This window comes from Candidatus Campylobacter infans, assembly GCF_013416015.1.
Taxonomy (GTDB): Bacteria; Campylobacterota; Campylobacteria; order Campylobacterales; family Campylobacteraceae; genus Campylobacter; species Campylobacter infans.
Genome location: NZ_CP049075.1, coordinates 907,694 through 933,747 on the forward strand (window position 1 = coordinate 907,694; position 26,054 = coordinate 933,747).

A 26,054-nucleotide genomic window follows, 5' to 3' on the forward strand; every position below is an offset into this window, starting at 1 on the left:
CTTTAAATTCTAAATCTCTTAATTTTTTTTAAAACCCGCGCAGAATTAAAATAAAAAATAAATAAAAAAAATCATAAAATTATCACTTAAAATAAGAGTAAAATTTTAAATCTCATAAGTAAAAAACTACACAAAAAAAAGCGCAAAAAATTAATAAAATTTTTTCAAAACCCGTGCAGGAGTTTAAAGCGCAAAAATAATCATTAAAATTTTAAAAAACCCGCATATAATTTAAACTAAAAAAATAAGAAAAATAAAATAAAATTTCGTAAAAAAATAATAAAAATATAAAGCCAGAACGCATAAAAAAATGCGAAATTATCTTTTAAATTAAAAGCAAAATTTTAAAATAATTCAAAGCAAAAATGCTATTAAAAAAACACAAATTTTACATCAAAATATTTATTTTTCAAAAATGCTAAAAGGCAGGCTAAGCGTGTTTTTAATGATGTTAAATGGTGAGCTAGCAAGGTCTGCGCCTACGCTTGATTTAAAGGTTGGATTATCTAAATTTCCGCGCACTTTAATGATTGTAGAAAATCGATTATTATCGCCTAAGAGAATTTTATTTATCACAGGTATAAAGCCAACTAGCGTAGCATAACTTTTTAGCACTGATAATTCTAAATCCACGCGCAAATTTTTACTAGCTAAGTTTATGTTTCCCATTCCAAAAATATCAGCATTTTTTCCACTTAATTTGCTTGCTTTAATCTCTAAAACATCGCCCTTTCGCTCTAAAAGCATTCTGCCATCTTCAACCCCAAAACCTTTATTGCTAAAATCAGGCACTTTAAAAATCAAAAGCGATGGCACGCTATCTAAAAAAGCAAGCAATCCGCTTTGTGCTTTATAATCTGCTAAATATGTGTTTTTGGCTATTATTTCGGCTTTAAAATTTTCAAAATCCCTGCCAAATAAACTCAACCCAAAAAGCCCGCCATCAAAAGTTTTAATATCTAAAACCTCATTTATTATATCACTTGGGATATTATTAGCTTTAATTTTTACGCTAAAAGGCGTTTTTTGTAAGCTTAGGGCGCCATTAGCAAAAGTCGCGGCAAAATCTAGCGATTTATTAGCAAAAAGCCCATTAAAATTATCAAAATTTAAGGTGCGATTTAAATCTTTTAGATGAATTTTTGTGTTAATCGCGCTAAAACCTAGCTCCAAATCATTTGTATTATTAGCATCTGTGCTAATTGGAATAATTAAATTTTTTAGCTTTAAGTGCGTTTTAGAGTTTTTGATATTAGCACTTAAATGCTCGCTTTTTGAGCTAATTTGCGCGTTCTTAAAAGTGCCTTGAAAGCTGAAATTATCGCTATTATAAGGGCTTTTGTCAAGTTTTTTTAAACCAAGATCAAAATTAGCATTTTCTAGCTTAATATTAAAATTTACAAAATCATCAGTGCTTAGAAAAAATGCGCCAGAAATAAGATTTAGGCTATTTGCTAGCTTGCTATATGGCGTTAATTTGCTTATGTTGGAGATTGTAAGCGTGGTTGTTTGCTGGTTTTTTTGGTTTTGGCTAATTGTTGCCATCAAGCCAAGATCATCAATGCTTAGCTTAAATAAATCTTTATTTTGTATTTTTATTTTTTGTTTGCTATTATTCATATCTAATATATTATTTAAGTATATTTTATTAAAATTCGCATTTAAATCTGCTATTTGTGTGGCTGAGTTAAACTCTCCATTAAAATTTACATCAAAATTTTCATTATTTAGATTAACGCTCTTAAAATTGATTATATCATCTTTTAAAGCTATTGTTGCGCCATTTGTGCTAAAATTACTATCTTTAAAGCTAAAAGTATTTTTAGGCACGATAAATTCGCCACTTGCTCTTAATTCAAGCGGAGTAATTTTAAGATCTAGCAAAAGCTTGCTATTTAGCTTTGCACTCATATCAAAATTAATAATATCAATATCAAAGGCTTTTAGTATGTTTTTTGTATCGTTGTAATTTAAATCTTTTGAGCGCAAGTTTATTAGCACATGCGAATCAGCGCCCACCACATTTACTACTTGCACATTTGTCCCAGCCAAACTCTTGCCATTAAATAGCGCGCCATCTAGCTCAAAGCTTAATATATCGTTTTTTAAGCTAATTTGGGCTGAGTTTATGCTGATTTCATCTAATTTTGGCATAAATTTTAATTTTAAATTTTGCGCGCTGGCCGTGGCGTTGATTTTTAAATCTTGCGGATTTTTTAGGTTCATTGTCGCGCTTAGCTCGTGTATATCGTATTTTTGCGCTTTAATATATATATGAATCCACTTTTTTAGATTTTCATTCATATTTACTTGTTTTGCTAAGGCGTTCATAAAATTATCAATGCTTGGCGTGCTAATATTTTTAAGCTCAAAGCTTAAATCATCATCTTTTAGCTTTGCTTGCGCGCTTGCATTTAGCTCATAGCTAGCTAGCTCTCCGCTAAACTCAAAGCTATCATTAGCTAAATTTACGACCACATCGCCATTTAGCCTGATGTCAAAATCCTTGGCAAATAGATTTTTTATGTGAGCGTGATTTTCTTTAATGCTAGCGTCTAAAAGCAAATATGGCGTGTTTAGATAAATTTTATCATTTTCATAAATAAAGCTTGCGTTCATATCGCCATAATTTATATTTTGAGCGTAAATTCTTTTGAAAGTTTTATTTAAAATTCCAGCATTTTTTAGCAAGCTTAATAACTGCTTGGCTGAATTTGTGCTTTTTTGCTCACTATTTTTATTTTTATGGATTTTTAAATCTTTTATCTCTAAAATTAGCTTTTTATCTAATTTTACATATAATTGCGAAAAAGAAAAATATTTAAAATCGCATTTAGCTACGCTTATGCCGTTTATTAAACATAGCAATATAATTAGGAAAAACATGACAAATATCAAAAAAATATTTTTTTTCATTAGCGCTCTTGTATTGATTTTTTTAATAAGTTTATTTGCGCATTTAGCGCGCCCGATTGATACTAGCCGAGTGGTTTTTATCCCCAAAGGAAGTAGCGGCGAAATTATATCTTATTTAGCTAGGCAAAACTTTAATGTAAGCAAAATTGATAAATATATTTTAGCTTTTTTAGGCTATGCTCAATCTGGCTGGATTCAAATTGGCAGCACGAGGCTTAGCAAATTTGAGTTTTTATATAAATTAACCACGGCAAAAGCGGCCTTGCGCGATGTTACTTTATTGCCAGGTGAAACTAGCGAATATTTTTTATATGAAATTTCAAAAAATTTAGGCTTAGATTATGATAAATTAGTGCGCAATCTCCACGCAAGCGCGCCTATAAAAGAGGGTTTTTTGGTGCCTGAAACTTATAAAATTCCACTAGGTATGAGTGAAGAACATTTTATTTATTATCTTGTAAATCTTTCTAAAAAAGAACACGAAAATAGAGCAAAAAAAATCTTTGGAAATTTTGATGAAAAACGCTGGTATGATTATATAATCATCGCTAGCATTATCCAAAAAGAAGCCGCCAATACAGCTGAAATGCCCATTGTCGCATCAGTTATTTATAACCGCCTTAAAAAAAATATGCCACTCCAAATGGACGGCACGCTAAATTATGGCTTACATAGCCACGAGATCATCACACCAGCACGCATTAGAAATGATTTTTCGCGTTTTAATACTTATAAATTTGCAGGTTTGCCGCCAAGTGCGATTTGCAACCCAAGTTTTGCGGCCATTAAAGCTGCGATTTTCCCGCAAAAAAGCGATTATTTGTATTTTGTGCGCGATAAAGCCACGAGCGCGCATAAGTTTTCATCGACCTACAACGAGCATATAAAAGCGGTAAATAAAAATAAATAATACACTTAGCGCGCTTAGCTAGCTAAAATGCGCGCATTTTGGCCGATTAAAAATGATTTTTTAATCAGCCAATTTAAACAATTAGCCACAAAAAACGAATAAAATTTGCGTTTTTCTTGACAAAAGCTAAAAAAACGGCTACAATCACACTCTTTTTTTGCTGGGGTATCGCCAAGCGGTAAGGCATCAGGTTTTGGTCCTGACATTCGGAGGTTCGAATCCTCCTACCCCATCCACTCTTTAATAATCCTTTTTTGTATTGTCGCAGGGTAGAGCAGCTGGTAGCTCGTCGGGCTCATAACCCGGAGGTCGCAGGTTCAAGTCCTGCCCCTGCAACCATTTTATGCCGTTTTGCTATTTTATTTTGCTTTTGGCTCATATTCATAAGCCATCAATTTGCGATCATTTTATTTTTGCCATTTTGGCTATTTTATTTTGCCTTTAACCCATATTCATAAGCCATTGATTTGCCATCATTTTATTTTGCGCCCATCTTGCTGTGCGTTATTTACAAGCGCTAGACTTGTTTTAAGCATCTTTTTTATAGCCATCTTATTAAACGCCACACCAAATTTCTAACAACAAAACAATGCAAATTTTAAAATTTTAATCCAATTCAACACACCAAAAACCCAAATTTGCCACGCCATTATCAAACCCGCGCACGCGCACACAGCTAGCCAAACCGCCCGCCCTTAAACCCGCAATCAAATTTTAAACCCGCGCCCCGCTTTGATAAAACCCGTGCCAAATTCTCAGCTACAATCCAAAAAAAAAAAAAAACAAATTTTAAAATTTTATTCAACAAATCCGCCAAATTTTAACCCACGCGCCACACACATTTTTATCCACTAAAACCAAATTTTAAAATTGAATTTTTGCCCGCTCTCCAAATTTTAACCACACACCACGCAAATTTTTATCCACCAAACCGCCCAAAATTTTAAAATTTAATTCTTAATCCACGCACAAAATCCCGCCCGCCAAGCATTATTTAAAAAGCAACCACGCCCGTAAATTCTCAGCCACGCCCACCACATTCTTAACCAAAAATGAAATTTTAAAATTTTAATTTTGTTACAACCCCCACAAACTAACCCAAATTTTCAACCCACGCCCCGCACATTTTTTATCCACTAAAACCAACTTGTAAAATTTTCTTTTAACCCACGCGCCAAATTCTCAGCCAAAAACTAAATTTTAAAATTTCAACTTAATTCAACGCGTCAAAACCTAAACCACGCCTGCCACACTCTCAGCTAAAAATAAAAAATTTTTAGAAATTTTATTTTATTAAAACCACCATACACCAACTATTATTTAAAAGCAACCCGCGCCCGCAAACTCTCAGCTACACGCCCGCACCCGCCAATCAAATCACCACGCCATTAAAATTTCACGCCAAACTCTTAGTCAAAATGCAATTGTAAAATTTCATTCAAAATCCGCCAAATTTTAAACCCACGCCATGCAAATTTTTATCCACCAAACCGCCCAAAATTTTAAAATTTAATTCTTAATCCACGCACAAAATCCCACCTGCCAAGCATTATTTAAAAAGCAAGCCACACCCGCCACACTCTTAGCCACAAAACAAACTTTAAAATTTCGCGCAAAACTCTTAGCCAAAATAAAATTTTAAAATTTCATTCAACAAATCCACCAAATTTTTAACCCGCGTCACGCAAATTTTTATCCGCCAAACGCCCAAATTTTAAAATTCAATTTTTAACCCACCCGCCAAATTCTCAACCACACACAAATTTTAAAATTACTTTTTAATCCGCCCGCAACGCGTACGCCCCGCTATTCTATTCTCAATGCGTGCCAAAAAAATATAATCCATAATTCGCAATCCACAAACCCCGCGAACCCCGCGCGAACACACAAACACGCGCCCAAATTTTAACCCACTCCAAAATCCCGCCCACCACACTCTTATCCACGCGCCCCGCGCAACCACCGCGCGCCAATCAAACTGCTACGCCCTTTAATTTCACCACGAGCCCACAAACCTAGCCCAAAATCACCAAAAATTTATAAAACATTTACCAAATTTTAAAGAAATTTATTAAAAATTTTTTAAAAAATTGAAAATTTTTTTTTAAAAAACTTTATGTAATTTAAGCTTAGTTTAACCCCCCCCCCTATAATTCTTGTGCTTGCTTGAAGCGAGCACTAAGCAGACGGTGGCTTACTCCAAAAATCTCAATCATAGGGCTAGCGTTTGCTTAGGATTTCAACACAAGGAGTTTTCGATGAGAAAAGGTTTTACGATGATTGAGTTAATATTTGTTATCGTAATTTTAGGTGTTTTGGCGTCTGTAGCGATCCCAAGACTAGCAGCTACCAGAGATGATGCAGAGGTGGCAAAGGCGGCGACAAATCTTACTACTGCCATTAGCGATTTAACCGCGTATTACACAGCCAAGGGTTCGTTTTATTCATATACGTCCTCAGGGAATAAAGGTACGAAACTTACTGACTTTAGCAAAGTTACAAATGCGCTAACAAAAGATGGTAAGCTAAAAGTTAAAAGTAATATAGAATGTGTAGGTGTAAAACTTCCTGATTCTACAACCGCTGACACAAATGTTAAAATCACCTTAGCTTTCACAGAGAATGATGCCGTGTGTGTTCAATTAAAAAAATTACCTGGGGTTAGATCCATGTGCGGTAAAAGTGATCAAAGTAAGGTTGACGCAACTTGTGAAATTCAAGTCGGCGGCTCAGGTGGGATAAATTTCTAAATTTATCTAATTTAAATATTTAATTAAATTTCACCCCGTTAAATTTTAAAATTTAGCGGGGGTTTTTTATTTTTTATTCTTTAAATTTTTAAATCTCAAAAATCTTTTTCAAAATCCGCACAGAATTTAAAATAAAAAAAGCAAAACACGCGCAAAACTGCGTGCCATGCAGGCGGATTTGGCGCGGGCGCAAAACAGGCGCGAATGGCGAGAACAAAAAAGCGGTGCGCAGGGCATAAAAGCGTGTGGCTGAGAGTGTGGCGAGATTATGCGTAAATTAAATTCTTTTTATTCATAATTTTGCGATGTGATTTGTGGATATTTTATTTTTAAAAATTTTGCTTTTATTTAATCTAAAAATAACGATTAAAAATTTCAAAATTTAAAAGATAAAAAAATAAAATAGAGATAAATTTTTAATTAAAATATTTTCAAAAAAAACAAGCTAAATAGTTTATTTTTATATTTTTTGTTTTTCTCGTAATGTTTGTAATCTTTAATGCGCAAATTTATACATAAAATTTTATGTATAAATAATTAATATTTTAAAATGTGATATGAAAAAGAAAGCAAAAAGAACGGCAACGAAATAAAACCGAGCTTAAAAAAGTTGAGTTTAGTGGTCGCAGCACAGATCAAATCAGCATTAAAACAGGAAAAAAATGGATATTGCGGTATAAAAATATACTTTTTTGCTATGCGTTTTAAGCGGCGTGGGTATTTGAGATAATTTGTAATTTTTTTACTCGGTTTTTAGATTATGCTTGATGGTTTAAACTGCGTGGGTTTGTGGTGTTTTCTAAATTTTTTCGTGATTTTAAACCGCGTGGGTTTGTGATATACTTAAAAAATGATAAAAGTTTAAAAAATAGATTTGTATTTTCATTAATTTTAATTTATAATTTATATACTTTTTAAGGAGAGAGCAATATGTTTAATAAAGAATTAGTAAAAGAAAAAATGAAAGAGCAAGGGCATAGCTTAGAAAGCATTGCGTATGCGCTAACAAACGCGGGCGCGCCTATAACGAAAATGGGTGTTGCATCTTGGTTTCGTGCCAAAAATTGCGGTGAGCCACGAGAAAAAACAAAGATACTCCTTGCCAAAATTCTAAATATTAGCCTAGCTGAGCTTAGTGGCTACACAATAAATGACACAACAAATAGCGCACCTTTTCACAATATTGATGTTTTTGAGATGGTCGCAGGCTTTGGCACGGAGGGCTATTTAGATAGTGATTTTCGCGTAGAGGCGCAAATTGCCCTGCCAAGCGAGTTTTTAGGCAGTATTTCGCCAAAATACGCCAAAATAATTAGGTGTCTTGGCGATAGTATGGAGCCTGAGTTTAGCGATGGCGATTATATGATGATTGAAATGCTAGCAAATCGCAACTATATAAAGCGCGCGGGGATTTATTTAGTAAGGCTTGATAATATAATTTATATTAAGCGCGTTGAGTTTTTGCCAAACAACGATATAAAGCTAATTAGCATTAATCCTAACTACCCGCCATTTACGGCATCATCAACGGGCTATGAGTGGGAGATTTTAGCCTGTGTTTTTGGGCGAATTTCAGTAAAAATCGGCAGCGGGTTTCAGTTTAGCTCGCGGTTTCAAACCGCGTAGTTTTGTGATGTAATTTGCAACAATAAATAAGTTTCTTTAAATTCTTTTGGTATAAAGTTTCAAACCACGTAGTTTTGTGATATAATTTGCAACTTATCTTGGCTCTCAAAAAGAATATAACGCTAATTTGTTTCAAACCACGTAGTTTTGTGATATAATTTGCAACTTCAGGCTCAATCAATGGCACCGATGTGGAAGTTTTGTTTCAAACCACGTAGTTTTGTGATATAATTTGCAACTTATCTTGGCTCTCAAAAAGAATATAACGCTAATTTGTTTCAAACCACGTAGTTTTGTGATATAATTTGCAACAGAAATTGTAAATATTGCCTCTATCTCTATCATCTTGGTTTCAAACCACGTAGTTTTGTGATATAATTTGCAACTAACAAATACGCTATTTGCGATGATTAGATATTTGATTGTTTCAAACCACGTAGTTTTGTGATATAATTTGCAACAACTTTTCAATTCTGTATTGCCTTGGAATACATCAAGTTTCAAACCACATAGTTTTGTAATATAATTTGCAACCTTGCGTGTTTTTAGTGATTTCATTTAGCACTGATGTTTCAAACCACGTAGTTTTGTGATATAATTTGCAACTGTGTCAATTCTTGCTCTAATTCTGCTAAATCCTGCGTTTCAAACCACGTAGTTTTGTGATATAATTTGCAACTAACAAATACGCTATTTGCGATGATTAGATATTTGATTGTTTCAAACCACGTAGTTTTGTGATATAATTTGCGATTTGGTTTAGGTATTCCTGATAATCGTCCCGGACTTTAGTTTCAAACCACGTAGTTTTGTGATATAATTTGCGATTTTAAAATCCACAACGAATTCGCCGGGATGTGCTGGGTTTCAAACCACGTAGTTTTGTGATATAATTTGCGATTGGGAAAAGTGGCGGCGAATGGTATGGGCCGCATAGTTTCAAACCACGTAGTTTTGTGATATAATTTGCGATTTTTTATTTATTTTAAATAGTATTGTTTATGCTGTGTTTCAAACCACGTAGTTTTGTGATATAATTTGCGACTTTGTATGAACTAGCAGAAGAAGAAGTCGAATTCTTGAGTTTCAAACCACGTAGTTTTGTGATATAATTTGCGACTACTCAATCCCGCGAGTTAGGGAGCTTTTAAGCTCGTTTCAAACCACGTAGTTTTGTGATATAATTTGCGACTGCCGAAATTGGTTTAATTATGGAGGCTTATGACAAGTTTCAAACCACGTAGTTTTGTGATATAATTTGCGACTGTGTTCGTTTATGATGAGCTCCACGCTGCCAAAGAGTTTCAAACCACGTAGTTTTGTGATATAATTTGCGACTGCGTATAAAGACCACCCATTTTATTTAAAATTTTCGGGGTTTCAAACCACGTAGTTTTGTGATATAATTTGCGACTTAAAGACGATTTAACAGCCTTTGATGCTACAAAAGTTTCAAACCACGTAGTTTTGTGATATAATTTGCGACTGGGACAAGGCTGTGTGTAGGTTTTGTGGGACGGGTTGGTTTCAAACCACGTAGTTTTGTGATATAATTTGCGACCGAGCTAAACTCGCGTGGCATAAAATGTATTTTTATGTTTCAAACCACGTAGTTTTGTGATATAATTTGCGACAGCCTCACAAAATATCGATATTTTGGGGCTTAGATGGTATCGTAAAATGCTGATTTTTTCCACTTTAAAAAAAACTGCAAAAACATTGCGTTTTGTGGAAAATTTAGCTACAATCCCATCGCAAATTATATTATAAAACCACAAAGCGTTTGAAATCACCATAAGGTGTGTTCGGACCCCGTATCTGCATAGTCACCGGGGTGATTGGCTAAGTTTAACACTTAGCCAAATTTTATTCTCTATCATCACAATAATTTCTAAACTCACATTGAGCGCAGGCTGCTAAGCTAGCTGAGCTATTTGGGAAATTTTCATTTTCTAAAATCACTTTCATTTGCTCTAAAATTTTATTAAAATTTGCTATATCTGCTTGGTTTATTTGAAAAATTTTAAATTTCAAATTCTTGCCGTGGCATAAAATTATTTTATTAAATGGCTTATTGAAAAACTCGCTAGTTAGTTTAGAATACGCAATTAATTGCATTTTAGAACCTGCGCTTAGCCTTAAAGTGCCTTGATTTTTAAACTCAGCCACGATAATTTCATCATTGCATTCTAAAATCAAATCTGCCACTCCGCACAATTCATTATTTTCCAAATAAAAATTATTGTAAATTTTAATGTATGGTATTTGAAATTTAGAAAATTTTCTGCTTTTAAATAATTCATCTTGCTTTGCGTGAAATTCCACGCCGGCTTTTACATATTCTGGGTAATGCAATTTAATATCGCAAAAATTATAAAAATAAAAAATGCGCGGGCAAAACATAAATTGCCTAATGTGGCTAATTAAAATCATAAAATTTCAAATTCTTTCTTTGTAAAATCGTCTTTTTCATAGCCTAGCGTATCTTCTATTTTTAAGCTAGCAGCGGTTATTATGGCTTTATCGCCATCTAAGCAGTATTTTTTTAAGAAAATTTTAACGCTTAATTTTTCAGCATTTGATAACTCGCCATAAAAAAGCGATTTTTGCACTGGTTTTAATCCAAAATCTTTTAATTTTTCAAATAATTTTGTGCGGTTTTTTGTGTTTTCAATATCATAAGCTATTAAATATTGCATTTACCACCTAAAAATGTATGATTTATATTTTTTATCATTTTCGCATAAAAATGCGCTGATTTTGTAAATTTGGCGTTGAATTATGCTTTCAAGGCTTAGTTTTGAGTGATTGTAAATCAGCCTTTTGCCAAGTGAGTTTAAGATATTTGTGGCAATTATTTTTTTAATATCTTGGCTAAAATCATCTTTTAGATTTGCGCGAATTTTGATGATATTTCTATCTACTACAAAACTTCTATATTCTTCCATTATATCAAGCGCTAGCGATGGTTTGGAGCTGCGCATAGTATGCAAAACGCCAAAATACGGATTAAGGCCAGCATTTATCACGCTTTTATAAATTATATTTAAAAGTATAGCGTAGCCGTAATTTAGCGCTTTATTTGTAATCTCATCGCTATTTCTTTTGGTTCGCACCCAAAAGCTAGCTGGCAAAAGATTTTGCGTGCGTAAAAACTCAAAATACGCACTAGCCACGCTACCTTCAATGCCAAATATTTTATCTTTATTAAGTTTTGTATCGTGCTTTAAAGTATAAATTGCGCCATTTAAGTAGTTTAAAATTTTAAATTTTTCTGGCAAGGTTTTGTTTCTTGTAAAATATAAAATCGTGGCGCGCTGATTTTTGATTTTGCCGATTATAAATTCTTTGGCTAGATTTATGGCTTTGCCGTTATTTTCGCTATTAAACTGCTGGCGCAAGACATTTACGCCTTTATGCTCGTATAATGAATGCGTAGCACAAAAACTATCAAAATTTTGAAAAAACACCTTGATTCCACGCAAAGAGCAAGCAAATACCAAATCACTTGATAAACTAATGCCAGGTGAGTTTATGTGGATGGTTTTAATGGATTTTAGAGCGATTTCTTTTATAATTTCTTTATTTTTATAAACTACTAACCGCTCTGATTTTAAACCCAAAAATAAGCCAAAACTATTTAGCACTAGGTGTTTCATTTAAAAGTTCTTTTATTAAGGCTTTAAAATTTGCTGAGTTGCTTGCTGTGTATTCAAAGCCCAAAATTTCGCTATCGTTTTGTAAAATTTTCGCACTAAATAGCTTTTGCTTTTCAACCCTTGGAGTGCCTAAAACAGATTTAAATAACTTATCGTAGTTTTCATAAAGTTTTACAAATTCTTTATTTGATAATGTAAAGTCTTTTAGCTCGTCAAAATTTATATCATCAAAGCTATTTTTGCGCAAATAAAGCCTTATTATGTGCCTGGCTGCTTCTGAAATCACAAAATCAAGCTTAGCGATGTGTTTAGCAATATTTTGAGGCATAATTTCGGGCGAAATTTTGGCTAAATTTATATCTGTGAAATCATAAACAAGCAAGGCATCTTTTGGCAAACTTAAAATTGTTAAAATATCACTAATTTTTTTAGGCAAAACATTTTTGCTATAAAAAGGCACGCTTTGTATTTTGTTTTTAAAAAGATAATTCTTAGCAGCAATTTTATCTCCTTTTAGCCCCATATATCCGCCATTTCGGCGTATTACATATTGGCTATTATCAGCGACCATACTCAATGAATAAATGCAACGCGTTTTATTGCGTTTGCGTTTTTCGCCCTTATCAAAGGTTTGTTTATATAGCAATTTTATGGCATTCTCATCGATTTTAACTTTACTATCTTCTATACGGCTAATTTTATCTTCGTTCTCTTTTAAAATTTGATAAAATTTAGTTATATTTGGTGTAGCATATTTTTCTTTTTTTATAATAATCTTGTTATCATTACCAATGCCAAAGATGTCTGTAATATCTTCGCGCTTATAGCTTTGTAGATAATTATCTAAAAATTTTAATTCTTTGAGCCCATCGATATTTTTATTTTCAAAATATTCAAAAATTTTATCAAAAACTTTATGCGTGCTAACAAAATACTTTTTTAGAGCATTTTCATCGATAGCTTGGCCAGCTGGCACTTGTATTTTTTTGCCATTTTTGCGAGTATGAAGCAGCTCTAAATCGCGCAAAATTTCTAAGTTTTTTATGCTAATAAATTTGCCTTTGTTATCGCATTGTTCATACACCAAGCTATACACGCTATCATCAAACAAACGCTTTCTAGCAATATTTGTTTTAAGCTCTAAATATTGCTTATTTTTAGGTGTGATTATCTCGCTTTGGCTAAGATAAATTTCATCAAAATAATCATATAAAAATTCTCTTTGGCTATTGCTATTTTTAATTAATTTGGAATTTACCAAATGAAAAACCAAGCTAGCATCAATGCAGTGGCTATGGCTATCTTGGATATTTTGTTTTCTTATATCTTCGCGCATAATTGATAATTCTGTGCGCGTAGCACTAAGCATTTTGCTATCTATAAAATTTACGCTAAATTTTTGTATTTTGCTTAATTTTTTGATTTTTTCTATTAGTAAATTCACAAATCTTTTTTGAGTGCCATTTGAGTAGCCTTTGATTTTATCTTGATTTAATAATCTCACGGCTTTGCCAAAATCTTTGCCTTCACGCAAAAATAAAGCATAACGGAAGGCGATTTGCTCTTTTTTACTAAGATTGTAAAAATTTGTGTAGGTTTTTTCATCTATGGTGGCTAAATTTTTGCTAATAAAATCTTTAATTTCAGCCTGATTGCTAGTGCCAAAAACGCTTTGTAGATGTTTTGGATGTAAATCATCAAGTTTATAAATTTTATTTGATTTTTCTAAATTTGCAGATGATTTACAAGGTATTAGATTTGCCGTAGAGTTAAACACGATATTAAAGCCATTATCATTTCTAGCTATGATATGATCATATTCGCAATTACTTTGGCTAATATCTTCGTCGCCGCTATAAGGGCAAATCAAATCGTTTTCGTTTTTAGCTTTTTTAGTTTTTTTAGCTTTTTGAGCTTTTTCATCGTTTTCATCGTTTTTTGCTCCCTTTTTTAGACCGATGGCAATCGCATTCTCTTCAAAAGCAAATTTATTCATCTCCACATTGATTTCTACCTCGTCAAAATCATCAAGTTTAGGGCTTTGCTTGATAATTTCATAAGCTAAGCGGTCTAAATACATTTCTATCTTGCCATTTATTAGCTTGCCTGAGTTGCTAGGCAGCCTTGAAGCCATAGCTTCACCACCTGAGCGGAGCAAATTCTCCATAGTATGCTCTTTACAAGTTTTCAAAAATCCAGCGTTTTTATCGCTAAAAATTATATCCCCAAGCTGTAAGAGATAGTTTAAATTTGTAGCTAAATTTGAAGCCTCAAATGGAGTTTGAAATTTACAAAAGTTAATATTTTCTTGGATACTCTTAGCTATTATTTCGTAATCTTGGACAATTTTTCTTAAATTGGCATCTAAATTTTTATCGTTATTTTCATTCAAAGCTTTTAAGGTGTTTAAAGCCTCGTTAAAAAAGGCATTTTGATAAGATTTTCTAACCTCATCTAAATCCTCAAAAAACTTAGCAATTTTCCTAGGTTTAGTATTTTTTGCTTTGCTTTTATATTCGCCAGTATTTTGCATAAAATCGCATAATTTATCAAATTCTTCGCTTGAAATTTGCCCGTGATTTTTGATATTTTTGATAAAAAGTGCTGAAATAAGTTCGGCTTTATTTTTGTGTTTGTGCGGAGTATGCAAGCCACAAACTTTTAAAATTTTACCCTTTAAAACGCCTTTTTTAGCACTATCTACTTCATCATAATAAGCCCTTGAAAATTTTAAAAATTCGGTTATTTCATCATCACTTAATGCAAAAAATCTCTTAAAAATTTCAATTTTTTGTGCGTTGTCTTGGATTAAATTTCTAGGATACAAATCGCTATCATTTAGCTTTGATTTTGAAATATCTAAAAATCTTTGTAAATACTTTGCTGTGATTTTAGTATCGTTAAAATCAGGCGTTGTAATCTCGCCATTTTCATTAATTAGCAAAAAGCCAAACTCATTATTGGCAAAAATTTTTTTCGTAATATTTGTTAGGTTTGGAGTAATTATTTTTGATTCTGGTTTTATGCTCATTGCGTTACAAGCCCTAGGATTTTTGTTAATGCGCGATTCATAAGGCGGTATAGTTAAAACCGGATCTGTGCTTTTTAAAAATGTAAGCGCTAAAAGGCTTTTTTGCTCTTTTTTACTTTTTAGCTCTTTCATTAAATTTTGCATAATTGGTTTTATTTTTTCAAAAGTGTCTTTTTCATGCTTTTTTTCGTAGCGAAAATCTCTAAAATTTCTTAAAATTTGCTTGGCAAGTTTGATATCATCGTAAATTTTAAGTTTATCTTTATCAAAATTTGGCATTTTATAATTTGCAAAATTAAAATACCTGCGCCACACCCTAGTTTGGATATTTGCTACATTGCCTACAAACTTATAAAACTCATCCTTGCTCCATTTTTTGCCCTCAACCTTATCGCGCAAATTATTAAAAATTTCATCATACTCCCAAGCTAAAATTTTATTATCACTACTATTAAGTTCTTTATTTATGTCTTTTAAATATGCTTTGCGGTGCTTATTATTGCGTTCTAATTCGCTTTTTGCGGCATTTATTAATTCGTTAAAAAATTTCACAAATTTTAAAGTTAAAGTTTTATCTTTATCTTTTAAAATTTCTACAAATTTTGGATAGTTTTTTTGTAAATTTTCTAGTTTTGTTTGTAGATTTGCTAAGTTTTCATCATCATTGCTAAGCGCATTTATTTCTTGTTGTGCTATCTCTATGGCTTTTGCGTTGTTTTTTAAGGCCTTATCGCTTAAATTATTTGTTGTATCATAAAACTCTTTAATATCATTTATAATTTTGCTTTGTTTATTTAAAAAATTAAGCATATCATCTTTAAAACTATTGCTATTTGAAAGCTCATCGGCTTTTTGATTTATAAAATTTTCAAAATCCTCCAAGCATCTACACTCGCTAAATTCATAGCCATATTCTTTTAAAAACTTAAAATTTTCAAGCAAACAAATAAAATTTTCATCATCAAATACTTCATTCTTAATCTTTATATTCTGGTAATTAAAACCGCGATTTTTAAATAAGCCAAAAATCAATTCTTTTGGTTCTTTTAATTCTTTTTTATACTCTATTTTTTGATTTTCTATTTTTTCTAAAAGTTCTTTTCTTGTTGGTAATTTATCAAGATCAAAAATCTGCCCGGCAAAACGCAAAACAAAACCATCTCTATCAAAAGAGCGGCGAGTATGCCTTTTAGCAAGCCTATTAGCCCTATCAAGCACAAAATTGTCCCCTTTATCAATCTTAATATTAAAGGCCGATTTGTTCGTAATTTTCGCGCTAGCACCTTCTACGCTAGCTAAAAACACGCCATTATTTTTAGCACCCATATCTACATTGATAGAAAATTTTTTCATTTTTATCCTTTAAACTTTTAAAATCAAACAATTTCATCATCATTTTTAATTTTTATATCAAAGAGCGTTTCTAGCGCATTTAGCGTAGTTTTATCATTTAGCGTTTTTAACGCCACGCTTGGAGAATGCAAAAAAGCCTTAAATGCTTGGTGAAGTAATTTTTTAGCTTCAATTTCATCGCTTTTTTTCAAATAGCCTTTTTTAATGGCGATTTTTAGCTCTTGCTCGCAAACTTGCCTGGCTTTATCGCGCAAGGCCTTTATGGCTGGTGCTGAGTTTTTAGCCTTTAACCATTTATAAAACTCCACCACGCCAGCTCTAACTATGGCATAAGCTTCATTTGCTTGATCTTGCCTTAATTCTAAGTTTTGGCGCACAATCTCATCTAAATCATCTACAAAAAACACCTCTACATTATCTTGCTCGCTTAATGCCACATTTCTTGGCACGCAAATATCAAAAATATATCGCCTAAACTCGCACGGCCTAATTAATTCATCTTTAATAATAGCCTCACAAGCAGAAGTTGCCACAAAAATTAGCCTGTGAGAATTAAGCAATTCATCAAGCTTTGAAAAATCCTCTACTTTAATAACTCCATTTAAATTTTGTGCTAAATTTTGCGCTTTTTGTGCGGTGCGATTTACTAGTGTGATATTTGTATTATTTGCTATCAAATGCTTACACACCAAGCTTGCCATTTGTCCTGCGCCGATTACTAGGGCATTTGCGCCGTTTAAGCTTTTATTGATTTGCTCATAAATTTGCTTAGCTTTTATCACAGCCACAGAGCTTACAGAAACTGGATTTTTAGATATTTGAGTAAGATTTTTTACATTCGCTGCTGTTTTTAGGGCAAAATGAATTAAGCTAAAAATTCCCCCAGCCGCGTTTGCGCTATTATAAGCAAATTTAAAGGCTTTTTTTAATTGTCCTGGTATTTGATTTTCGCCCACCACCAAGCTATCAAGCGAACTAGCCACCGAAAACAAATGATGCACCGCGCCTTCATTTTCATAAATTGTGGCGCGGTATTGTAAAATTTGCGGGCTAACTTGGCTTAAAAGAGAAAGTGAATTAAAAATATGTTTTGTAGCTTTTTTAATATCATCAGCGCAAACTATTATCTCAACGCGATTACAAGTGCTTAGTGCCATCGCTTCGCTGATATTTGAGTTAGCGCACACTAAGCGCAAAATTTCTTTTTGTTTGCCCTCATCGTTTAAAGCAAGCTTTTCTCGCAATTTAATATCTGTATTTTTATGCGTCCAGCTAGCGATAAGATAATGCATCAAAAACTCCTATTTATCATATCTGCTGCAATGCTTGAAAGCTCGGTATTTGGCGTGGCTTGTATGGCTAGCTGGCTGTATTGATGTGCGATTTTTTTGCATTCATTTATTATGTTGTACTTTGAAATTTTATCTTTTAGCCAGGCTAATTCATCAGGGCTTAATTCTTTTTTAAATAGGCTTTTTAGTTTGATTTTGTCGGTATTTTCTAGCTTTTGGTATAATAAAATATAAACCAAGGTGGTTTTGCCCTCTTTATAATCATTCATCGCAGGCTTGCCAAGGCTTTTTTCATCGCCTGTGATATCTAAAATATCATCAATTATTTGAAAAGCAAGGCCTAAATTTTTACCATAAATTTCATAGGGTTTATCATCAAGCCCTGCTAGCATAGCAGCTGAGCTACTAGCAGCTTGGATTAGCGCTGCTGTTTTATACTCTATCATTTGTAGATATTTTTGGAGATTATCGTTGAAATTTTGACTTAAATCCACATCCATTAGCTCGCCCACTGAAAGCTTACAAACAGCCCCAGAGATCGCAATAATAATATTTGGATTAAAATTTGCTAATTGCATAAAGCCCCTAGAATACAAAATATCACCAAGCATAATTGCGTTTTTTGTGCCATATTGTGCGTTTATGCTAGGCTTAGCGCGTCTTAGCATTGCATCATCAATCACATCATCGTGCAATAAACTTGCAAGATGAATCAATTCAATAATAGCGCATAAATCAATAGCCCTATCGCTATGGCCGGCGATTTTTAGCACAAGCTTTGAGCGTAGCATTTTGCCATTATTTAAGCTAGCAAACATCTTGCTAGCACGCTCATAAGCTAAATCCTTTACCATTTCTTGCATTCTTGCGTTTATTTTTTGTAGTGGCATATTCTCCCTTTTGGTTTAATTATCATTTAGCTCATATAGTGGGTGGTATTCTAAATCCACTCTTTTGGCTAAATCGCGCACTAATAGCTTTAAATACGCCCTGCCAGTTTGAAATTTCACAAACTCTAAATACACGCGCACTTCATCTGTGTAAGGATTAGCCATAGTAGGCAAAACGCTTTGGCTATACAGCGATAACGCGCGGCGCGTAGAAAGCATTATTTGGCGTGGATATTTGCGGAATTTAGTGTGCGTTACTAGATTTAACCCATCATATAAGGTCCAAGAAAACTCGAAAATTTCTTTAATTTGCGTTTTTTTTTCAGTGATATATAAATAAGCTTTTTCATCTTTTTTCAATTTAAAAATGCGCTCAAATGCAAACTCAGGCTCGCTAGCGCTTAAAAAGCTAAGCCAAAAAAGCGCACAAAAAGCGCACAAAAATATTTTATTGATTTTATTCATTTTGGCTTAAAATTGAACTTGTAAGCTCGATATACAAATCGCTTAAACCCTGCTCCATCTGGCCGTTGTTATTAAAAATAAAATTATTTATTTCTTCATTGCTTACATTTGCGCGCGCGCTTAATTCTCTAAGGGCGACTAGCTCAGCAAATAAACGCTCTAATTCAATCTGCGTAACGCTACGATTAGCAGCAAAAAGCACATCAAAGCAATTATCCTTTAATGAGCCTTCAAAAATTTCATCAAACATCTCTAATCCTTAAAAAAACGAAATCTTATAATAATTTTTGTAAAAATAAAATAAAATCAAATTAGAGATTTTGCTGACTAAGCTTAGATAAAGAAAAATTAAGGGCTAAATTTTAAAATTTATTTAGCTAGCGTGTTTAGTGCTAATAAATTTTCAAAATTTAAATTAAGAGAGCATTTTTACTAATAAAATTTAACTGCCAAAACAGCTAACAAACCTTAATCACTACCAAAATATTTTAAAAACATAAATTAAAATTTAGCACACAAAACGCACCACAGCCCAAAAATGCTTTAAAATTTTAAAATTTAAGCTAATTATTTGATTGTTAATTTTTTGTAACATAAAATATTTGTATTAAAAATGAGTATGCAAATTTTATTGATAAGAATTATAAAAAAGTAGTTTTAGGCTAGCAAAACTAGCCCCGGTGCAATTTAAACGCTTAGCAAAAATAAAATAAATAATTTGAATAAAACACTTGCTAATCTAGCAAGATAGCAAGTTGCTATCTGCCTGCTACTTGCTCTTTATTAGGATTGTCGGCTGCTTCTGCAATTAGACAAGATTCTAATTCTTTTGCATCGGCTGGATTATCGCCCACCTTGCGCTCTATCCAACGAGAAATTTGCGCCATTGTTTTTGTAGAAGGATCTGGCGCGTCATATTTAGCGATAAGCGCCTCGCAATTTATCCCAAATGACAAGCTAATAAGCGCAAAACCTAATAATAAAAATTTCCTAAACATAGACACTCCCGCCATTAAAATCTCACATCATACATTAAAGATATAATATCTGCTCTATCATTTGTTTTTTCAGTACCGCCTATGCCTCTGCCGTTGTTTGTGTAATCATAATCTATATGAGTAAAGCTTAAACGCAAATATTGGTTGAAATCAAGTTGCCAAATTCCATAAATATCATAGACATTTCCACGAGTATTACGAAAATCTAGCGGATCGCTAATGCCAGTACGGCTCATAGAATACCAGTATTTACTACCATGGAAAAACTCAGCGCCAAGCTTAAATTCTTTTGTAAAATCATATCTAGCACCCAAATGCACCGCCCAAGAATGTTTTTCATTCCATTTTAATGCTTTACTAAAAGCTTGCGTTAATTGCGCCTCCATCATATTGCCATAAGCTTCATAGGCCTTATATGTAGCCATATCGCCAGCCATAGCACTTATTAGTTTTAGTTGCTGTAAGGTTTGGCCACCACTTGAATCTATAGCTTCAGCCACGGCTTTTTTCGTGTTATCTATACCATTTTTGCCTTTATGCCAGCTAGCTGAAATAAACCAAGAAAGCGGAGTATCAAAGGTTTCGTAATTTTCAAAGTGTAAATTAGCCACATCAAAATCGCCAATATTATACACACTATTTAGCACGGTATGGCCTAGCATTTCTGCTCTTAGAGGTGATGAGTAATTTTCAACATGTCCATAACTAAGCATAAATAAGTTTTTACCCATATCGCCTAGTGGCAACTGTGCTTCTGCCATAGCCATATAAACGGTGCTATCTTGCTTATCGCTTACGCCAAGCAAGCTTCTACCATCAGAGCGCCCAAACTCTGAACCTTGATAAAAACGCACATAACCAAGGCGAGAAGCAAATTTATAATCTCTTAGAGCTTCTGGCTTATATGTAAGAACAACAGCATCGCCCATAGCATTTACTAGCAAGGCAGGATAAGTGCTCATTCTAACTGAGTTATTGCGTAAATTTGAGCCTGGGCCATCAGTGCCTGGCTGACGCCCTACTGTGGCTGTTAAAACACCTGGGATAATATCATAATCCAAATACGCCCTGCTTACATATAAAACTGAGTTACCATTAGGATCTCTACCACCATCAAAATCATAAACGCCACCATAAGTGCCTAAATTACCCCAATATTTTGCCATAGATAAACGACCGGTAAATTTTGTGCGATCGTTGATGTGAGCGTTCATATTTAAATGTAATTCTGTAGCGAATTTGCCATTATTATGTCTTTTGCCACCTGTGCCATCGGTATCATTAGTAGCGCGCAGGCTAGTTACGGCGTTTGAAAAATCTAAGCCAAATTTTACTTTATTGAGCGCATTTTGTAATTCATTTTCATCTACGCGCTCGTGGAGAGTGTCTATCTCTTTGTCTAGCTCTACTTTGCTTATTTTGTCATTTTGAGCGTTTTTTAACTCGTTTATTTGAGCTTGGAGAGCATTTATTTGCTCTTGGAGAGCTTGAATATCTACTTCTTGTGTAGGAGCGGCTAGTATAATGCTCGCAAAAGTTGATGAGAGCAAAAGAGTTCGTAATGATTTCATTATATACGCCTTAATTTTATAAAGTGGTGATTTAAAGGGCGAATGCTAACCAAAAAGACTTTAATTTTTTATTAAAAGACTTTTTTTAATAAAAAATAACAAAAAAATAGTAAAAGGCGCAAATTTTAAAATATAATATTTTTATAACATTTTTATATATAAAAATAATCTTATTTTAAAATTTATCTGCTAAAATCTCGCCATTTTTTATTCTAAGGATCTAAGATGAGCGCTCATAAGGTTTGGAAATTCCCAGATAACATAGACACCGATGTAATCATTGCTGCGCGGTATTTAAATACAAGCGACCCTTCGTATTTAGCCTCTCATGTAATGGAGGATTTTGATAAAGATTTTAGCAAAAAAATCAGCACAGGCGATATAATCGTAGCAGGCGAAAATTTTGGCTGTGGAAGCAGCAGAGAGCATGCGCCAATTGCCATTAAGGCTGCTGGGATAGATGTGGTAATAGCTAAAAGTTTTGCTAGGATTTTTTACCGCAACAGCTTTAATACCGGGCTTTTAATCCTAGAATGTGCCGATACCGATAAAATCAGTGGGGGCGATAATTTAAGCGTAGATTTAAATGCGGGCATTATAAAAAATGAAAGCAAAAATGAAAGCTACACATTTGCGCCTATACCTGAGTTTATGCAAGAACTTGTGCGTGCTGGCGGATTAATAAATTATGCAAAAAAATCATTAAATTTGGAGTAAAAATGCAAACATATAATATCTGCGTAATAAAAGGCGATGGTATAGGCCCAGAAATCACAGACGAGGCGATAAAAGCCCTTGATAGCGTAAGTTCTCGTTTTGATTTTAACTTAAATTATGAATACTTTTTAATGGGCGGAGCAGCAATTGATGTTTTTGGTGAGCCTTTGCCTGATGAAACGCTAAATGCAGCCCTTAAAAGCGATGCTGTGCTATTTGGCGCAATCGGTGGGCCAAAATGGGACAGCCTAGATCCAGCCATTCGCCCTGAAAAAGGATTATTAAAACTTAGAAAAAGCTTAGAAGCTTTTGCAAATCTCCGCCCTGCAATAATTTTTGATGAGCTAATAAACGCAAGCACTATAAAACCTCAAATCATTAAAGGTGTGGATATTTTAATAGTGCGCGAGCTTACTGGCGGATTGTATTTTGGCACCCCAAGAGCAAAAGAACAAACCCGCGCCTATAATACTATGGTTTATAGCACAGAAGAAATCGAGCGCATAGCAAAAGTAGGCTTTGTAGCAGCTAGCAAACGCCGTAAAAAACTATGCTTAGTTGATAAGGCAAATGTGCTAGAAACTAGCCAGCTTTGGCGCGATGTAGTAGCAAGCGTGAGTAAAAACTACCCTGATGTAAGCTTAGAATATATGTATGTAGATAATGCCGCGATGCAATTAATCCGCAATCCATCGCAATTTGATGTGATTTTAACTGAAAATCTTTTTGGCGATATTTTAAGTGATGAAGCAAGTATGGTGTGTGGTTCGATAGGACTTTTACCAAGCGCGTCAATTGGCGCTAAGGTTGGAATTTACGAGCCTATCCACGGCTCAGCACCAGATATAGCAGGCCAAGGCATAGCAAACCCAATAGCAATGATACTAAGTGCTGGTATGATGCTAGGCTACGCATTAGCACAAGAAGAAGCCGCACAATGCATACAAAAAGCAGTAGCTGCCGTGCTAAAAGATGGTTATCGCACCAAGGATTTAGCAAATTACGATGCAAAAGAAATATGCACCACAGCAGAAATGGGCGCAATAATTAGCGATTACATTCAAAAAGTTTAACTATGTCTAACACAATCTGTGAAGCATTAATGTATGAAAAGCAAGGCTTAATTAACGAAGCTTTGCTAATTTATAAAAATATATTAAGACGCGATCCAAATAATGCTGTGGCTAAAAAAAACTTAGATAATTTAAGCGCGCAGCATAGCAACCACGCTATGCTCGGGCATTTTTTGCGTTTAAATGATGATGATATACAAAAGCTTAAAAAATGGTTGGTGAGTTTATGAGCAATATAGAAGATATCGCAAAATTAGCTATTGAAGAAATAAGCGCGGAGTTTGATAATGGCATCTTAGAAGATGCTAAAACTCCACCTTTAAATGAAATTTCAAATCAAACAAATCCAAAAAATAACTCTCAAAATATCAGCGAGCCTATAAGTACAAGCGAAGATGCTCAAAATATCAGCGAGCCTATAAACGCAAGCGAAAATAACGCTAGCTCAAACGCTCAAAATAATGGTGCCAAACCCATTAAATCCATCGCCCAAGCAAATACGCAAAAATTAAATCCATCACAGCAAAATCAAGCCACGCAAGAAAGCCAAGAGCCAGATAATGAGCAAGAATTTTTAATAAAATTAAAAGAGCGCATTGAAGTGCTTTTTGCAGGACTTAACGCAAATGATGAAAACACGGCCGTGCGCTTAGATTTAACGATAAGATTTTTGGAATTTTTACTTGCAAAAATACAAAACCGACTTGAAAATCTGCCAAAATAGCGATCTTGGCGAACTTTTAAACATACTCTTGCCACACACTAAACGCGCCTATTTTGTGGGCGGATGCGTGCGCGATAGCCTGCTTGGCATAGAATGCGTTGATTTTGACATCGAAATTTACGATATTAGCCCAAAAGATTTTGAAAATCTTATGCAAAAACACGGCGCCTTGGGCGTTGGGAAAAGTTTTTTTGTGTATAAGTGGCGAAATTTTGATCTAGCCTTGGCGCGAGTTGAGAGCAAAAACGGCCGAGGCCACAAGGCTTTTAGCGTAAATGTGTGCGATGATGAGCGCAAAGCTAGTTCTAGGCGCGATTTTAGCATAAATGCCATTATGGTAAATATCTTTAATGGAGAATTGCTGGATTTTTACGATGGGATTAATGATCTAAAACATAAAATTTTAAAAATCGTTGATGAAAAAAGCTTTAAAGATGATAGCCTGCGCGTGCTTAGAGCGATCCAATTTGCCTCGCGTTTTAATCTTAACATAGAAGCAAAAAGCATTCAAATAATGCGCCAAATTGATATTAGCGATTTAAGCAGCGAGCGCATTAGAATGGAGCTTTATAAATTTTTTAATGCTAAAAATTATATTAAAGGCGTAAAAGCTTTAAAAGAGCTTAATTTAGATGAAAAAATCTTTGGCGTTAAAATTCCATTAAATTTTGCCAAAACCGCCAACACTCACCATAAAATCACGCAAAATCCGCTTTGTTTTTTATATGATTTGAGCGTGAAATTTCCAAATCTTAACATAATAAAAGGCTGTGAAAGCGTGCTAAAACAACCCGTTTTAAAAAGCAAAAGCACTAAAAATTTATTAAAATTAGCCCTTAAAATGCCATTAAAAGAGTGGCTTGGCCTAAATACTAGCGCGCTAATTAACAAAGCAAAAAAACTAAAAATCTACGATAAAAAACTTAGCATAAATATAAACAGCGCAAATTTTAAAAATCTAAGCCCAAAACAAAAAAGCCTTGCCATAGAAAATGCCCAAAAAATCGCCATTAACGCAAGAGCAAACGCACATAAAAAAGCCTTATTTTTAGGCATTGACCTTGGCTCAAACACGCTAAGAGCTTGCATAATAAATCAAGATGAAAAAATTTTATTTAGCTTTGAACGCATTGTAGGCTCAGCCAAAAACCTTAGCCAAAATGGTCTAGCAGATGATGCCAAAGCACGCATTAAAAAAGCTCTTGGCGAGTTTAAGGCCGAGCTTAAATCCTGGCTTGATGATTTTTTTAAAAATACCAGCGAGCATTTAGGTCAAAGCTTAGCTAGCAATCCCTACAAAAATTTTAATAAAATTTCAAATACAATAATGCCAATTTATTACTATGGCGCTGCTACGCAAGCTTTTAGAATTTCTAAAAACGCCAAGGATTTTTTTAAAGAAATTAAAAACGAGCTTAAAATCAGCTTTAATATCATCAATGCTAGCACCGAAGCAGCGCTAACAAGACAAGGTATCACAAATCGCGCGTGTATCTTAGGCATAAATTTTAAAAACGCGCTTTTTGTTGATTTAGGTGGCGCAAGCACGGAAATTTCAAACAACGCACATTTTAAAAGTTTTGATTTTGGCATAGTTACTTTTAGCCAAAACGCGCTTTTTGATATTGATTTATCTAAGGCTTTTTCAAGCAAAAACCCACAAAATAAAGAGCTTTTAAAGGCTAAAAACTTAGCCAAAAATTGCGTTAGCGAGGCCAAAAATTATGCTAATAGCTTTGATTTAGAATGCGTAATACTCACATCAGGCGTGCCAACTAGCGTAGCAGCCGTGCTTAAAAGGATTAGCTATGCTAATTATGATGCTAGGCTAATTAATGGAGTAAGTTTAAGCTTAACTGATTTAGAAAAATCAGCCCAGATAATTGCTAGTGCGCGCTCACCAGAACTTTTAGTAGGTAAGGATAGAGCAAATTTAGTGCTTGGGGGAATTTTGCTATTAAGTGAGCTTTTAGCTAATTTAAATGCGCCGTTTATTGTAATAGATGATGGCTTGCGCGAAGGCATAAGCCTAGCCCTAAAAAATCGCAATCTAGCGCGCAAAACATTAAAATTTTAAAG

General features: G+C 33.8%; 18 protein-coding genes, 2 tRNA genes, 1 pseudogene and 1 CRISPR repeat array. Of the genes and pseudogenes, 10 read left to right on the plus strand and 11 right to left on the minus strand.

All coding sequences use genetic code 11. The features are described 5' to 3' along the window. Positions 1 to 402: 402 nt before the first annotated feature. Entirely contained in the window at positions 403 to 2,916 is a 2,514-nt protein-coding gene (locus CINF_RS04655; RefSeq protein WP_179974662.1) for a YhdP family protein, read from the minus strand. Between CINF_RS04655 and mltG the strand changes: the two genes are divergently transcribed. The 5 genes and pseudogenes from mltG to CINF_RS09160 form a co-directional block, all read left to right on the plus strand. Continuing rightward, positions 2,846 to 3,826: an endolytic transglycosylase MltG gene (mltG, locus tag CINF_RS04660; protein ID WP_420808744.1), complete on the plus strand. Its 981-nt coding sequence runs from the start codon at positions 2,846 to 2,848 to the stop codon at positions 3,824 to 3,826. The two genes, CINF_RS04655 and mltG, sit on opposite strands and share 71 nt — an antisense overlap. Before the next feature lie 161 nt (positions 3,827 to 3,987). Next, a tRNA-Gln gene (locus CINF_RS04665) sits at positions 3,988 to 4,062 on the plus strand. 27 nt (positions 4,063 to 4,089) lie between these two features. Next, positions 4,090 to 4,165 (plus strand) — tRNA-Met (locus CINF_RS04670). A gap of 1,937 nt (positions 4,166 to 6,102) precedes the next feature. Then, entirely contained in the window at positions 6,103 to 6,576 is a 474-nt protein-coding gene (locus CINF_RS04675) for a type II secretion system protein (RefSeq protein ID WP_240156169.1), read from the plus strand. A gap of 1,197 nt (positions 6,577 to 7,773) precedes the next feature. Then, positions 7,774 to 8,118: pseudogene (locus tag CINF_RS09160) on the plus strand (S24 family peptidase); the annotation flags it as partial. A 68-nt stretch (positions 8,119 to 8,186) separates the two neighbouring features. Continuing rightward, positions 8,187 to 9,837: a CRISPR direct-repeat array (repeat unit 38 nt; unit sequence GTTTCAAACCACGTAGTTTTGTGATATAATTTGCGACT). 231 nt (positions 9,838 to 10,068) lie between these two features. Here the strand turns inward: CINF_RS09160 and cas4 are convergent. From cas4 to CINF_RS04730, 10 genes are all read right to left on the minus strand, one after another. Then, on the minus strand, positions 10,069 to 10,635 hold the full coding sequence (cas4, locus tag CINF_RS04685; protein WP_275690490.1) for a CRISPR-associated protein Cas4: 567 nt from the start codon (positions 10,633 to 10,635) through the stop codon (positions 10,069 to 10,071). After that, complete coding sequence (cas2, locus tag CINF_RS04690; protein ID WP_178695418.1) at positions 10,632 to 10,901, minus strand: CRISPR-associated endonuclease Cas2; 270 nt, start codon at positions 10,899 to 10,901, stop codon at positions 10,632 to 10,634. The genes cas4 and cas2 overlap by 4 nt, the downstream gene beginning before the upstream one ends. After that, a complete protein-coding gene (cas1, locus tag CINF_RS04695) occupies positions 10,902 to 11,861 on the minus strand; it encodes a CRISPR-associated endonuclease Cas1 (protein ID WP_179974666.1) in 960 nt (319 codons plus the stop codon). It abuts the gene before it with no gap. Further along, positions 11,839 to 16,245: a hypothetical protein gene (locus tag CINF_RS04700; RefSeq protein ID WP_179974667.1), complete on the minus strand. Its 4,407-nt coding sequence runs from the start codon at positions 16,243 to 16,245 to the stop codon at positions 11,839 to 11,841. Before CINF_RS04700 ends, cas1 begins: the two co-directional genes overlap by 23 nt. A 23-nt stretch (positions 16,246 to 16,268) precedes the next feature. Next, positions 16,269 to 17,537, minus strand: a complete 1,269-nt coding sequence (gene hemA, locus CINF_RS04705) for a glutamyl-tRNA reductase (RefSeq protein WP_179974668.1) — start codon at positions 17,535 to 17,537, stop codon at positions 16,269 to 16,271. Continuing rightward, positions 17,537 to 18,427: a polyprenyl synthetase family protein gene (locus CINF_RS04710; protein ID WP_179974669.1), complete on the minus strand. Its 891-nt coding sequence runs from the start codon at positions 18,425 to 18,427 to the stop codon at positions 17,537 to 17,539. The genes hemA and CINF_RS04710 overlap by 1 nt, the downstream gene beginning before the upstream one ends. Before the next feature lie 15 nt (positions 18,428 to 18,442). After that, on the minus strand, positions 18,443 to 18,892 hold the full coding sequence (locus tag CINF_RS04715) for a hypothetical protein (protein WP_179974670.1): 450 nt from the start codon (positions 18,890 to 18,892) through the stop codon (positions 18,443 to 18,445). Next, positions 18,885 to 19,142 carry a DUF2018 family protein gene (locus tag CINF_RS04720; protein WP_178695432.1) on the minus strand — a complete coding sequence of 86 codons (258 nt, stop codon included), beginning with the start codon at positions 19,140 to 19,142 and terminating at the stop codon, positions 18,885 to 18,887. Before CINF_RS04720 ends, CINF_RS04715 begins: the two co-directional genes overlap by 8 nt. Before the next feature lie 508 nt (positions 19,143 to 19,650). Next, the gene (locus tag CINF_RS04725) at positions 19,651 to 19,890 is read right to left on the minus strand and encodes a hypothetical protein (protein WP_178695434.1); all 240 of its coding nucleotides are present in this window, start codon (positions 19,888 to 19,890) and stop codon (positions 19,651 to 19,653) included. A gap of 14 nt (positions 19,891 to 19,904) precedes the next feature. After that, on the minus strand, positions 19,905 to 21,461 hold the full coding sequence (locus CINF_RS04730; RefSeq protein WP_179974671.1) for a DUF3373 family protein: 1,557 nt from the start codon (positions 21,459 to 21,461) through the stop codon (positions 19,905 to 19,907). Between the two features lie 225 nt (positions 21,462 to 21,686). On the opposite strand from CINF_RS04730, the gene CINF_RS04735 reads away from it, so the two are divergent. From CINF_RS04735 to CINF_RS04755, 5 genes are read left to right on the plus strand one after another with little or no spacing between them, the layout of a single operon-like run. Further along, complete coding sequence (locus CINF_RS04735; protein ID WP_179974672.1) at positions 21,687 to 22,178, plus strand: 3-isopropylmalate dehydratase small subunit; 492 nt, start codon at positions 21,687 to 21,689, stop codon at positions 22,176 to 22,178. 2 nt (positions 22,179 to 22,180) lie between these two features. After that, positions 22,181 to 23,251, plus strand: coding sequence for a 3-isopropylmalate dehydrogenase (gene leuB, locus CINF_RS04740; RefSeq protein ID WP_179974673.1), 1,071 nt, complete (start codon positions 22,181 to 22,183; stop codon positions 23,249 to 23,251). 2 nt (positions 23,252 to 23,253) lie between these two features. Further along, positions 23,254 to 23,481, plus strand: a complete 228-nt coding sequence (locus CINF_RS04745; RefSeq protein ID WP_178695442.1) for a hypothetical protein — start codon at positions 23,254 to 23,256, stop codon at positions 23,479 to 23,481. Then, positions 23,463 to 23,975 (plus strand): CiaD-like domain-containing protein, encoded by a 513-nt coding sequence (locus CINF_RS04750; RefSeq protein WP_179974674.1) that lies wholly within the window; start codon positions 23,463 to 23,465, stop codon positions 23,973 to 23,975. The genes CINF_RS04745 and CINF_RS04750 overlap by 19 nt, the downstream gene beginning before the upstream one ends. Beyond that, complete coding sequence (locus CINF_RS04755) at positions 23,935 to 26,052, plus strand: Ppx/GppA phosphatase family protein (protein ID WP_179974675.1); 2,118 nt, start codon at positions 23,935 to 23,937, stop codon at positions 26,050 to 26,052. Before CINF_RS04750 ends, CINF_RS04755 begins: the two co-directional genes overlap by 41 nt. The last annotated feature ends 2 nt before the right edge of the window (positions 26,053 to 26,054 follow it).

Coding starts and splice junctions, on each gene's coding strand:
- CINF_RS04735 (WP_179974672.1), top strand. CDS start 21,687: ATGAGCGCTCATAAGGTTTGGAAATTCCCAGATAACATAGACACCGAT.
- cas4 (WP_275690490.1), bottom strand. CDS start 10,635: ATGATTTTAATTAGCCACATTAGGCAATTTATGTTTTGCCCGCGCATT.
- hemA (WP_179974668.1), bottom strand. CDS start 17,537: ATGCATTATCTTATCGCTAGCTGGACGCATAAAAATACAGATATTAAA.
- cas2 (WP_178695418.1), bottom strand. CDS start 10,901: ATGCAATATTTAATAGCTTATGATATTGAAAACACAAAAAACCGCACA.
- CINF_RS04725 (WP_178695434.1), bottom strand. CDS start 19,890: ATGTTTAGGAAATTTTTATTATTAGGTTTTGCGCTTATTAGCTTGTCA.
- cas1 (WP_179974666.1), bottom strand. CDS start 11,861: ATGAAACACCTAGTGCTAAATAGTTTTGGCTTATTTTTGGGTTTAAAA.
- CINF_RS04750 (WP_179974674.1), top strand. CDS start 23,463: ATGGTTGGTGAGTTTATGAGCAATATAGAAGATATCGCAAAATTAGCT.
- CINF_RS04700 (WP_179974667.1), bottom strand. CDS start 16,245: ATGAAAAAATTTTCTATCAATGTAGATATGGGTGCTAAAAATAATGGC.
- CINF_RS04675 (WP_240156169.1), top strand. CDS start 6,103: ATGATTGAGTTAATATTTGTTATCGTAATTTTAGGTGTTTTGGCGTCT.
- CINF_RS04655 (WP_179974662.1), bottom strand. CDS start 2,916: ATGAAAAAAAATATTTTTTTGATATTTGTCATGTTTTTCCTAATTATA.
- CINF_RS04715 (WP_179974670.1), bottom strand. CDS start 18,892: ATGAATAAAATCAATAAAATATTTTTGTGCGCTTTTTGTGCGCTTTTT.
- mltG (WP_420808744.1), top strand. CDS start 2,846: ATGCCGTTTATTAAACATAGCAATATAATTAGGAAAAACATGACAAAT.
- CINF_RS04720 (WP_178695432.1), bottom strand. CDS start 19,142: ATGTTTGATGAAATTTTTGAAGGCTCATTAAAGGATAATTGCTTTGAT.
- CINF_RS04745 (WP_178695442.1), top strand. CDS start 23,254: ATGTCTAACACAATCTGTGAAGCATTAATGTATGAAAAGCAAGGCTTA.
- CINF_RS04730 (WP_179974671.1), bottom strand. CDS start 21,461: ATGAAATCATTACGAACTCTTTTGCTCTCATCAACTTTTGCGAGCATT.
- leuB (WP_179974673.1), top strand. CDS start 22,181: ATGCAAACATATAATATCTGCGTAATAAAAGGCGATGGTATAGGCCCA.
- CINF_RS04710 (WP_179974669.1), bottom strand. CDS start 18,427: ATGCCACTACAAAAAATAAACGCAAGAATGCAAGAAATGGTAAAGGAT.